This window comes from Seonamhaeicola aphaedonensis, assembly GCF_003386195.1.
Lineage (GTDB): Bacteria > Bacteroidota > Bacteroidia > Flavobacteriales > Flavobacteriaceae > Seonamhaeicola > Seonamhaeicola aphaedonensis.
Map to the genome: position 1 here is coordinate 375,481 of NZ_QRDX01000001.1, position 12,884 is coordinate 388,364.

Below are 12,884 nucleotides of genomic sequence, written 5' to 3' on the forward strand. Positions count from 1 at the left end.
ATCAAAATTATTTTAGGGCTTCGGGTAATAATTCCTTTGGAAAAGATTGATAACTCACAGGACGCACCCATCTTTTTATAGAATTTGTTCCTACAGCAGTAAATCTGGAGTCGGTAGATGCGGGATAAGGCCCTCCGTGCTGCATCGAAGAGCATACTTCTACACCAGTTGGCACACCATTGAAAATGATGCGTCCTACCCTATTCACTAAGGCATCAACAATATCATGAAGACCAGAATATTCATCCTTTTCTGCAATAATAGTTCCTGTAAGTTGACCTTCAAGACTTTCAATTATTTTGATTAGTTCTGTCTCATTCTTAGCTTTTACAACCAGTGAAAAAGGTCCAAAAACTTCCTGTTGTAACTTTGGATTTTCTAAAAAGTCCTTCCCAGAAACACTTACAATTTGTGAAGGTGCGTAATTAGGTGCTACCTCAGATTCAATTTTAGCAATAATTTCTACACCTCTTTGAGATGAAACCTTTAGGCTATTTTGCATAAAACCTTCTTTTATATTAGGATGTAACATGCATTGAGCTTCGATAGTCACTGTTTTTTGAGCTAAGTCATCAATAAATTTCTGAGTGTTTTCATTATCAATCGTTAACAATAAACCAGGATTAGTACAAAATTGCCCAGTTCCTAAAGTAATAGAATTGGCGTATTGCGTTGCCAAAGCTTCAGAATGTTTTTCAATAGCTTTAGGTGTGATAACTACCGGATTTATACTGCCCATTTCGGCAAAGACTGGTATGGGTTCTTTGCGTTTTGAAGCTAAATCGAACAACGCTCTTCCGCCTCTAACACTCCCTGTGAAGCCAACCGCTTTTACTTTTGGGTGTTTTACTAAAGCGGTACCAACCTCAATACTTTTTCCGTTTAAATTTGAAAACACACCGTTGGGCATTCCTGTATCTTTAGCAGCTTTGAGTAATGCTTTAGCCACCAACTCTCCAGTACCTGAATGCATTGGGTGCGACTTTACAATCACTGGACAACCTGCTGCTAAAGCGCTTGAAACATCTCCACCTGCGGTTGAAAATGCTAATGGAAAGTTACTAGCACCCAAAACTACTACAGGTCCAAGCGGGATAGACGTTCTTCTTAAATCTACTTTAGGCAAGGGTTTCCTTTCCGGGTCTGCAGCATCAAAACTATTATCTCGCCATTGTTCATCTAAAATAAGTTCCGCAAAAGAACGTAATTGAAAAATGGTTCTACCTCGTTCGCCAATAGCACGTCCTTCGGGTAGTCCAGATTCCAACATATACATGTCGATAAGCGTTTGGTCCAATACTAAAATTTCATCGGCGATGGCGTTTAAAAATTCGGCTCGTTTTACTCCTGATACTTTTCTGTATATTTTAAATGCATCCCAAGCTAAATTTACGGCTTCATCTATTTCATCTTCAGTCGCATCAATAAACGCCGTATTGTTTTCAATGTTCAATTTTGGATTAACGGTTTTGTATGTTTTATCCCCTGAAGCTTTAGGCGTTTGCCCGATGTAGTTTTTTCCGGTAATCATCTTTACTTATTTTTTTATTCTTTATCCAAATTTACTCGTTTACAAACTTCTTTTTTTGATAATTTAAAAGAATCAACTTATTAAGTCCAATGCTTCAAGTCTTTCATTTGCCAAAATATATCTTGCACGGACATCATCAATTTGCTGTTTATTTAATCTCTTACCAAAGGTACGCAGCCCTCCAGCAACATCATTATGGTGAATTCCCATAGCAAGTTTAAGATATTCCAAAAGCAGCGGCTGAGCATCCAGATACGATATGGAATTTAAAGCTTGAGAAATTTTATTTGCCTCAGCCCATTCTCCATTTAAAACATATTCCTGCATGGTAACACTTGCTTTTGGGAAGATATTACCTACACCTGTAATGCCACCACATGCTCCAGCAAGTCCTGCATATACAGTGACCGTATCTACTCCTGCCAAAACTTTTAAATCTTTATTCTCTAACATAAGAGTTTCAATAATTGAAACATCTATAGTCGATATTTTAAGAGCAGTTACATTGGGAAGAACAGAAAGTCTTAAAAGAAGATTAGTTGAAAGTGAATGATAACCAGCTGCATCAGGATTGTTATAAGGCATAATTGTTACACCTACATCCTTTGCAGTTGCTTCAGAAAGTTCATAATATTCATACATTTTTTTTTCAGAAGGAACCGCCTTAGTTGTTGGTGGCATGACCATAACTGTATCAACTCCAACTGTTCCAAGTCCTTCAATGATTTTGGCAAGTTCTTCCTTAGTTTCTGCCGAAGCTCCGCTGATTAACGGAACATTGTATTCTTTAGCAACCTCAGAAAGGGATTTAAGTAAAGAAAGACGCTGTTTGGTACTTAGGTAACTGTTCTCTCCCAGAGTACCAGAACCGACAAGTCCACTCATTCTGCTTCCTCCCTTTCCTTGAGATTTTAAAATACCTGCCGCCTGTTTTTGTGTTGTATCAAAGTCAATTTCGAGAGTGCCAGATTTTGACGCTTTCAACCATGTAAACACTGCAGGCATTACACCATCCCAATTAGATTTCATCTTATTTTATTCTTATTATTGAATTCTAAAACTATATAAATATTACTAGTAACAGTACTACTAAATTATTCATTCATAATATTATATTATCCATTTTTTCATATTATTTTTATATTTTGAGTATTATATATATGTTTTAGAGTAAAAATAGAAAATAAACCATGAAGGTTTTACCCTTTAAAATACCAAAACCTGAGTTAAATGCTGTTGTTTTTCAGGAAGATAAAGGTAAAACATTTTTCAACAAACTGCATCAGCATGAGGAGATTCAAATTAGCTTAATCCTTTCGGGCGATGGCAATTTGATAGTTGGAGACACCATAAACAGGTATAAGGATGGTGATATTTTTGTGATAGGGAGTAATATTCCGCATGTATTTAATAGTGACACTCCGATGAAAATTCAATCAAGAATGTTCACGGTATTTTTCTCAAAACAGTTATTGGGTGATGCTTTCTTAGAGTTGAATGAACTTAGAGAAGTTTCCAATTTTTTTAAGCGTTCAGAATATGGATTCAAAATTAATTCAAAAAAAAGATGGGCTACCGATTTAATTCTAAAAACCGAAACTGCTACTCAACTAGAGCGCCTTATCATTTTAATCCAACTCTTAAAAGTTGGAAGCGAAGCTCGATATACACCGCTTTCTTCCTTCATTTACAACAAGAATTACAACGACAATGAAGGTAATAGAATGCGTAATGTTTATGATTATACTATGAACCATTACAAAAACGCTATTACACTAAAAACTATTGCCAATGTGGCTAACATGACTAAAAACGCCTTTTGCAAATATTTTAAAAAACGTACCAATAAAACTTATGTTACTTTTTTAAACGAAATACGGGTGGAGCATGCCACACGATTATTAGAAAAACAATCCGATTTAGCTATTGTTGAAATCGCTGAATTATCAGGTTTTCAAAATTTATCAAATTTTAACAGACAGTATAAACGTGTAAAGGGCTATGCCCCTTCATATGTCAGGAAAAAAAATTAATCTCTCTTATCTCGGTTTTTAAAGGCTGGACTCCAAATATCTTTGTAGTCTGGCTCCTTATTTTGCATGAGTTGTTTGTGAATGTGATAGGTTACATCCATCCAATCTCTTGCTTCACCCCACAAAGGAGACATTATGGTATTTTCCCAATTCTTATATTCTAACAACATTTCTTTAAGCTGTACTTGATTAGAATCTGATATATCATTTGTTTCGCCTAAATCTGAAACTAAATCATAGAGAACTGAACCGTATCCTTCTAGCTGAATTAGTTTTGAATCACCCATTCTTACGGCGGATTCTTCTAATTTTCTCCAAAACAAACTCTCATGTGGGTTGCCAAGCTTTTCTCCTTTTAAATAAGGTAACAGGTTTTCACCATCTAATTCTAAAGTTTCTGGCTTTTCAATTTTAGAAGCGCTTAAAGACGTTGCGAAAATATCTAGCGAAGATGATAAGCCATCAAAAGTTTTGTCGCCTTCAATCATTTTTGGCCAACTGATAACAAAAGGCACACGATGTCCGCCCTCAAACTTATTGCCTTTCCAGCCTTTCAGTGAGCCTGTTGAAGACTGATTATTATGTGCACCTCCATTATCGCTTAAAAAGTAGATTAAAGTATTATCTCTTTTTCCTAAGGTTTCGAGTTTTTTTATGAGTTTACCAATGTTTTCGTCTAAACTCCATGTCATGGCTGCCAATTCTTTTCTCGGATGGTTACTAAACTTTTCTAAATCTTCATGTTTTGCATGCATAGGCGTATGCACAGCATTATATGCCAAATACATAAAAAATGGTTTATCACTACTTTCTTGTATATACTTAACTGATTGATCTCCCAATACATCAGTCATGTAACCTTCAAACACAACACGTTTCCCATTATGTTGAAGCATTTGTTCTTTTGAAGGATTTTCTAACGGAAAATAAGAACGACTGCCAACCAAAAAACCATAAAACTCATCAAAACCCCTATTATTGGGATGATCTGAAGCATCTTCACCCAAATGCCATTTTCCTAAAGCGTAAGTATTATAGCCATTTTTTTTAAAAATATCTGCTATAGTGACAACATCATCACTAAGCCCAATACCACCAGTTCCATTGGCTTCAAATCCAAAACGCTGTTGATACTTTCCAGTAATTAATCCTGCTCTAGATGGGGCACAAACCGTGGCACTTACATGGGCATCGGTAAACACCACCCCACTTTTAGCTAAAGCATCAATATGTGGTGTTTGCAAATCGTTGCTACCCATAAAACCAAAATCTGCGTAACCAGCATCATCTACTAATATAACAATGACATTGGGCGGTTCATGTTTTGAAGTCTCTGTTTTTGATTTACACGCAAAAAGCAGTGGAAACATCAAAATACATATTGAGAAAAAGCGATTCATTTATGAAAATAGGACTATTTAATTGGAGTGAAATAATAAGAAAACGATTGGTCTTTTGCCTTAATTTGATACTGTTCCAAAGGTCTTGTCCACCAACTAGTATCACCTCCAACACCCATTTGCGCATGGTCTATATTGATATTGACTAAATCTCTTTCAATAATATCTATAGTATGCCGTTGCTGTTTGGTTTCACCAGCATCAAAATCTGAATTGTATTGATGATGCGCACTAAAACTTAGAAACTCAGACCCCATTATTTTGATACCTTGTCCATTGGCATCGGTAAACGTTACCCAGCGTATATCAGTTCTATAGCCATTTTCTTGAGGTCTGATGTATGGATAATATAATTCTGAAACCGACGCTTTATAATGGCCCACAAATTGTGATGTCTTTCTATCTTGATAGTTTTCTAAAGGTCCACGACCATACCAATTGACTTGATTTAACGATTTATCAACTATAACATTTGTACCAAAACGGGGCATATTTGGTAATCCGTTTTTAACATTTAGCAATGCGCATTTCACCATAATTCGCCCTGATGCATCAATTTTATATGACATTTGTAATGTTGCTATATCATCAGGTAGTTTATATTTTGATTCTAGATGCATAGAATGCTCCTCGAGGCTTATTCCTTTTGCTGATAATACATCATAAGTCGATGTTTCATTTTTTAAAACCAAGGATGTTAACGCTTTATTCTCGGTAGCTTTTTTCCAAATACCAAAATGCTTTGGCATGTTAAACCCAAAATCATTATCGGTTGTGGCCCTCCAAAAGTTAGAAGTTATGCCTTTTAAAATGATATTTCCATTGCCGTAATCTAAACTGGATAGCTCGCCAGAGGTCTTATCAAAACTAACTGTAAAAGCATTTGATTTAAAAACAATATCCTTTTCAGTTGTAGAAATCGAGAGGTTGTTTTTAGTGTTCGTTTTGAATTTAGGGGTGTACTTCCCAACAATAAATTGCGCCTTAGCTAAAGAAAACCTTTTTGCTAATAAAGGTAATTCTTTGTCGGTTATTGCTGAAAAATTAAGTGTGTACTCGTTTTTGCTGTAATCTAGTTCTGGTAATTCTATCTGTACTACTTTCGACGCTTGAGGAGCAACATCTAAAACTCCTAAACTTCCCGAAGTTACCTTTTCTCCTTCCCTAAAGAGTTCCCAATCTATTTTAAAGTGGTTCAGATTGGTAAAAAAGTATTCATTGGCAATTTTCACTTCACACGATTTAAAATCAATATCTGAAAATTGAATATTTTGATACACTTTTTTAAGCTCTTCCAGTCCGGGGTGTGGCGTTCTATCAGGGTTAACTATTCCATTTAAACAAAAGTTAGCATCGTTATGCAGGTGTGAAGCACCAAAATCTCCACCATACCCCCAATATTTAGTGCCGTCTTCAGTTTCTGCAACCAAACCTTGGTCTACCCAATCCCAAATAAATCCCCCTTGTAAGACATCATATTTTCGAATCACATCCCAATAATCTTTAAAGTTGCCTAAGCTATTTCCCATGGCATGCGAGTATTCACATAAAATAAGTGGTCGCTTGGGATTGTTTTCGGCATATTCAATTAACTGTGGGATACGATCATACATTGGCGCTTGAATATCGGTATTGTCATATTTGGTTGCACCTTCGTACTGCACAGGTCGCGTGGTGTCATGTTTTTTCAACCAATTGTATGTAGCAAAGAAATTATCACCGTTTCCTGCTTCATTTCCCAGTGACCAAGTTACAATTGAGGGATGGTTTTTATCACGCTCAAACATTCGTATGGTTCTATCTAAATGTGCATGTTTCCAGTCTTCTCTGTACGCAGGATGCACTTTTTTTAATTCAGGTTTTTTATCCAATCCTTGATTGGTCGTCCCCATGCCGTGAGTTTCAATGTTGGCTTCGTTAATCACATAAAAACCATATTGGTCGCATAAATCGTAGAAAAATGTATTTTTTGGATAGTGACTACAACGAATAGCATTGATGTTATTCTGCTTCATCAGCGTCAAATCCATTAAGGTCAAAGCTTTACTGACTACGTGACCCATTTTCTCGTCATGGTCGTGTAAATTCACTCCTTTTATCAAAACAGGTTTACCGTTTACCAAAAATTGATTGTTCTCTATTTTTATATTTCTAAAGCCTGTTTTTAATGTTGTGGCTTGATTTACTTTGCCATTTTCATCTTTTACTGCAATCAGTAGCGTGTACAAGTTTGGGGTTTCGGCAGTCCAAGCCTTTACATTAGGAATACTTGTACTAAAACTTACAGTTTGTTGGTTGCCAGGAACAATACTCAGTTTCTTTTCTTCTGAAAACACGGAAGTTTCTCCATCCAATAATTCTACCTGAATCCATCTATTTTCATCTGTGTTCGATTTATTTTCAATATCAACATTTAAAGAAAATTCGCCTTGTGTATAATTATTGCTCAAATCGCCATTAAACCGAAGGTCTTTTATAGATACTGCATTTTCTGCTCTTAGGTACACATCACGCTCTATACCGCTGAGCCTCCAAAAATCTTGATCTTCAATATAACTTGCATCAGACCAACGCAATACTTGTACTGCTAATTGATTTTCGCCAGAAGTAAGATGTTTTGTAATATTAAATTCTGCAGGTGTTTTACTACCTTCATTATAACCCACAAATACGCCATTAATATAAATATACATAGCGCCACTTACTCCAGCAAAGTGCAGATAAACCTCTTTATTTTTCCAGTCTTTTGGTAATTGAAAACTCTGCTTATAACTACCTACATTATTCATATTATGAGGAATGTAAGGCGGATTCTTTGGGAAAACGTATTTTATATTGGTATAAATTGGCAGTCCGAAACCCTGCAACTCCCAATTGGAAGGAACAGTGATGGTATCCCAACCGTTTAAGCTAAAATCATTTTCATAAAACTGTTCTGGTCTTGCTTGAACGCTATCAGAATAGTAAAAATGCCATGTGCCATTTAAAGATTTATATAATGAAGAAGATTTCCAGTCTTTACCTTCCAATGCTTCTGTAATACTCTGAAAACTATAAAAAGTAGCTCTAGGTTTTTCTCTATTAATTTGAAAAATCTCAGGATTTTCCCATTCTGGATTTTCCCAAACAGAGGCCTTATAAATAGGACGTTCAACAACTATTTCGCAACTAAAAAAGCATATTAAACCACATAATAGAACACCTATTTTGATAAACAGTCTTGAAATCATTGTCATTATTTAATTGTAAATATCCTCTGTAGAAAACTTACCTTGTGTTTTCTCTAGTTTTATACTTTTTAAGTCATCCATAGTCACACTTTCTGATGGTGAAAAGGCTTCACTATCCATATACTGTAACAAACTATGACGTAATTGTCTAGCAACGGGCCTTTCTTCTAAATTCGATATTAAATCTATAGATGAAAACATCAAACTACCATTACCCACCTTAGCTTCAAAAACATTGGCTAAGTGATGATTGGTCACAAAATTATCAATCACCCTAACTATTGGATTAACATTTAAACCATCTGTAATAACTGATTTTGAGTTGATACACAAATCCCACCATTGCCAATCGCTATGTGTATTGGTTGGAAAATTACTTAAAGCTGGATGTTTAACATTAGCCATAACGCCCATAGTTGCAGGTTGATTCGGAAAATGCACTGGACTCCAAAATACAGGCACAAAACGCCCTTCAATACCATTCAAAGTTTTATAATCTGGATTCAATAATACTTTGTTTCCTTTGTTAAGTTCCTGTTCCGCAACTGTGAAAGATGAAGTTACTACCACATTTCTGTTCGATAAGTTAACCTCTTTTGGATACACCCAAATGTTCCACGAATTTTTATAGCTAGTACCTTCTAAGCCAACTTCAAGTTTTAATTTTTTAGCCGAATCTGTTTTTACTTCATAAACTATTTCTCCTAAGTTGGTGTTATTGCCAATACTTAAATTGATGCCCTGAACTTGAGAATTGACTAACACATTACCTGTCTCATCAGTAATACTCCAATTTATACTTTGATTATCTAAAGGTTTAAAGAAATTAGCTACCTCTATTAAAGCCTTAAATGTTTCACCGTTCTCGTAAACAGCTTTTTCAAACCTTAAAAGGGGCACCAACTCGCTATTAAACATTCTAAATTCTTCTGCTGAAATCACACCTTTAGATTCCCAAAAGGCATTAAGTAATCCTACCAATGCCGTACCTTGACCTGGAAAATCTTGCAATTGCAATAATTGAAAACCATCAAAACTTGGTGTTTTCATAGCGCGCTCAATCTCTTCTTTGTATAAAATTGAAGCTAATTTTCCAGAGTTATATGTAAAATCGGGTGCTAAATCTAGTAAGCCCTTTTTTTTCAAATCGTTTCTTACGGCAATAAAATTAAGTGGTTCTAAAACTCCTGTATATTTTTCAATTTCGCTCATATCTGGATATACGGTATACTGTCCTATTTCATGCGATATTAACGGAATCTCCACAAATTCAGCCCCAGCAGTAAAATCAGCATCAAAATGAGGAGGCTTATTATTAAACACACCTTGCCCGCGAATCCATCCATTTTTAGTCCATTGGGCTATAAAAAATTCGTCTTCAGGTTCAGGGCGCGTTCCGGCTGGACGTTGAAATGAAAATGCCGTTGTTGCAAAGAGATGCCTATTGTCTAAAGGCTTTAATTTTGCCACCAAGCTATTAAGCTGTTCCATATCACCCTGCAACTCATTACCCATTGCCATCAAAATAAAAGACGGATGGTTTCCATAATCTTTGAGTATTTTATGAGCTTCAGAGGTTAAAAAATCTACTGTGTTAGCATCTTCTCCAAACTTTAAACTCCAATGTGGTAACTCTACCTGTAAATAAAACCCAGCTTCATCAGCAACCTGGAACGCCGATTTTGGCGGACACCAAGAATGAAACCTCAAGTGATTAAGTCCATAAGCCTTAGCTTGACCAATTAGTTTTGCCCATTCTTCTTTTGTGGTCGGTGGATAGCCTGTAAGCGGAAAAATAACACACTCTAAATTTCCACGTAAAAAAATACGCGTCCCGTTAAGGGTAAGATTTCCATTATCATTTACTACGAACTTATAACCGAAACGCGTGTTCACTGTTCCCGTTGAAGTTTTAACAAATACATCGTATAAATTAGGATTAAATTCATCCCATAATTCAATACCTTCTGGCTTTTCTATTTCTAAGGCATATAAGTTGGTATCAGAATTAGAAACTTCTACTTTTTCACTGTAAACCGCAGTACCATCAACTGTTTTAATTACTACTTCTACTGGATTTTCTTCTGACTTAGGTTGATTAAATGTAACTTTTATTTTGTCCAAGCCTTTATTAGGATACACTTGAAGGTTCTCTGGTGCATTATCACTTGAAGCCTTTAACACTATATCTCCCAAAATACCATTCCATTTAATTTGGGTATGGTTGGTATATGCATGTGCCATATCCTGATTGACCTTATCTGGATATTTTGTTCCCGCTACATTAATATCTGGAAACTTATTGGAATTATCTATAACTATGGTAAGCGTGTGTTTTCCGGGAGTTAAACTTGTTAGTTCATAATCGTGTGTACCGATTAAACTATTAGCTGAACCCACTTTTTTCCCATCGATGTAAACCGTAGATTCCCAAAGCACACGTTCTAAACTTAAGGTAATAGCTTCATCCTTCCAATCACTAGGAACCTCTATCTCTTTTTGGTACCAGGCCTTACCAATATATTGATGTTTTCTTGCCAAATTAGACATCACATAATTGTTAATGGCAGGCTCTAAAGTATTAGGAGTTCCGATACCTGCATCATCCAAAGTACCTGGTAAACTAATTGAAGTGCCTTCAATTTTTGACGACGCCCAACTTTCGCTTTCGCCAACATTAGTAGAATCCAGCTTAACTTGCCAGTCGCCTGACAAATCGATTTGTTCAACTTTCGATGATGTACATGCACTTAAAAACAGTACAGCAATTATAATTGTGGTGTGAAATAATCTCATCGTTTATACCTTATATCGTTTAGTATTTCTATTTTTAAATCTCCTCTTTCAACTTCTGGCTTCGCTCAAAATCAAAGCAAGCACTTTTTACATGCCAATTAATATCTTTGTCTTGAAGCAATTCTTCTATAGTTGATTCAAATGGCGTTCTATCTTCAAAATAAAGCATATGATAAACGCTCATTAAAGCCAATGTCCAGTTGTCACTTTTACTAAAGTTATTCAAAACTTCTACAACATCCTTATTGCCGAATTTCTTGTATAAAATTGCTGAAGCTGTTACAGCAACAAGAGGATAATCATCCTGAACCGCTTCTTTTAACTCCGCTTCATATGGTTGCAATTGTAATAGATTTTGAGACATTAATCCAACGCTAGCCCAATAGCGCACTAATTTATCGTGATGCCTTAGATACTCTATTTGAGATTTTACAATCTCTTCCCCTTTCTTGCCTGATAACGATGCTACTTTATAAACCTCATCAAAATTATAATTAGTTTCATCTAAACGATACTCATAAGCAGTTTGGGTTTCTGAAAGTTTTACCATTTCGTATTCTGGCATAAACATTACATCTTTTGCTTTTAAAAGCTCAGTATCCAAATGCTGTCGCATCTTTTCTAAAACAGGTTTGTACTTTGGGTCCTCTGCTAAGTTATGTTGCTCCCATATATCATTTTCAATATCATAAAGCATTTCATAAGGACGTTCATCAAAAATACCAGATTGAAATGCGTTTAATTTACCATACTTTAAATCATTACGCATGTGTTTGGTAATATCAGCAATCTCTAAATAATTGATATACCGTGCTTCAGGTATAAAAGGCATGTAGTTTCTAGAATACACATACTTTCCATCGGTTACGGTTCTTACCAAATCTAAGCCATTATCAACTCTATCTGTAGAAAGCAACAGTAGCTCTTTCTCATATTCTGAATCCCCATTAAAAAGGCGTTGCCCCTTCATATATTCAGGAACTTGTCCTCCTAATAAATCAATCATGGTAGGCCCTAAATCTTCAAAATTAATTAGCTTATCTGTTGTTTTGCCTGTTTCCCAAGGCGATAAATACTTGTATTTTTCAGGAAACCAAACGACAAACGGTACGCGATATCCAAGGTTAATACCGTTGGTTTTTCCTCTGGGAATCCCCTCTCCATGGTCTGCATAAAAGAAAATAATGGTGTCATCTGTTAAGCCATCGTCTTCCAACTTTTGCAATAATTTACCAATTCTATTATCGGTTAGTTTAATAGAATTATAAACTCTTGCGAACTGTTTTCGCATTTCAGGGGTATCATTATAAAACGGTGGCATTTCAAAAGCTTCATCAGCTATTCTGTCTTCTTCTGGTAAATGATTCCAAACGTGCTTTACATATTGCTCAAACGTCCAAGACATGGTCCTTGACTGATGAGATTCTGGGAAATTAAATACAGAAAAGAAAGGTTGACCTTCTTTTTTACCTTTCCATGTTGCTTTACCAGAGCACTCGTCCCATGACTCTTTTATAAAATCTTTTTCGTTGGCTATATTATAGTCGGTTTTATAATTATTGGTGGTGTAATACCCCAATTGTTTTAAGTAATACGGAAAACCTTTGATGTAATCTGGAATTGGATATTGACTTCTTTGATGCCCCGTACCCATTTTAAAGGTTCGTACTCCTGTTATAATGGTAGACCTGCTGGCCGCACAGACAGTACCTGTTGAAAATGCATTAGTAAAACGAACACCCTCATCTGCCAATTTATCAATTACTGGAGTACTCGCGTTTTCATTGCCATAGCAACCAATGAACTGAGGCGATGTGTCTTCAATGGTTATCCAAAGAATGTTGGGCTTGTCCTGAGTTTTGCAAGACAGGATCATAATTAAACCTAGTATGTA

At 35.7% G+C, this 12,884-nt stretch carries 7 protein-coding genes; 1 reads left to right on the forward strand and 6 read right to left on the reverse strand.

Annotated features, from left to right (window positions below):
- Positions 1-7: 7 nt before the first annotated feature.
- Positions 8-1,531, reverse strand: a complete 1,524-nt coding sequence (locus DFQ02_RS01695) for an aldehyde dehydrogenase (NADP(+)) (protein ID WP_116039251.1) — start codon at positions 1,529-1,531, stop codon at positions 8-10.
- 72 nt (positions 1,532-1,603) lie between these two features.
- Positions 1,604-2,560, reverse strand: a complete 957-nt coding sequence (locus DFQ02_RS01700; protein ID WP_116039252.1) for a dihydrodipicolinate synthase family protein — start codon at positions 2,558-2,560, stop codon at positions 1,604-1,606.
- A gap of 161 nt (positions 2,561-2,721) precedes the next feature.
- On the opposite strand from DFQ02_RS01700, the gene DFQ02_RS01705 reads away from it, so the two are divergent.
- Positions 2,722-3,564, forward strand: a complete 843-nt coding sequence (locus DFQ02_RS01705; RefSeq protein WP_116039253.1) for an AraC family transcriptional regulator — start codon at positions 2,722-2,724, stop codon at positions 3,562-3,564.
- Here the strand turns inward: DFQ02_RS01705 and DFQ02_RS01710 are convergent.
- Genes DFQ02_RS01710 through DFQ02_RS01725 form a run of 4 tightly spaced genes read right to left on the reverse strand, consistent with a single transcriptional unit; the run spans position 3,561 to position 12,866 of the window.
- Positions 3,561-4,934 (reverse strand): sulfatase-like hydrolase/transferase, encoded by a 1,374-nt coding sequence (locus DFQ02_RS01710; RefSeq protein WP_181896330.1) that lies wholly within the window; start codon positions 4,932-4,934, stop codon positions 3,561-3,563. The two genes, DFQ02_RS01705 and DFQ02_RS01710, sit on opposite strands and share 4 nt — an antisense overlap.
- 44 nt (positions 4,935-4,978) lie before the next feature.
- Positions 4,979-8,194, reverse strand: a complete 3,216-nt coding sequence (locus DFQ02_RS01715; RefSeq protein ID WP_181896331.1) for a glycoside hydrolase family 2 TIM barrel-domain containing protein — start codon at positions 8,192-8,194, stop codon at positions 4,979-4,981.
- 9 nt (positions 8,195-8,203) lie between these two features.
- Positions 8,204-10,990 carry a sugar-binding domain-containing protein gene (locus DFQ02_RS01720; RefSeq protein ID WP_116039256.1) on the reverse strand — a complete coding sequence of 929 codons (2,787 nt, stop codon included), beginning with the start codon at positions 10,988-10,990 and terminating at the stop codon, positions 8,204-8,206.
- 34 nt (positions 10,991-11,024) lie between these two features.
- Positions 11,025-12,866 carry a sulfatase-like hydrolase/transferase gene (locus DFQ02_RS01725; RefSeq protein WP_116039257.1) on the reverse strand — a complete coding sequence of 614 codons (1,842 nt, stop codon included), beginning with the start codon at positions 12,864-12,866 and terminating at the stop codon, positions 11,025-11,027.
- Between the last annotated feature and the right edge of the window lie 18 nt (positions 12,867-12,884).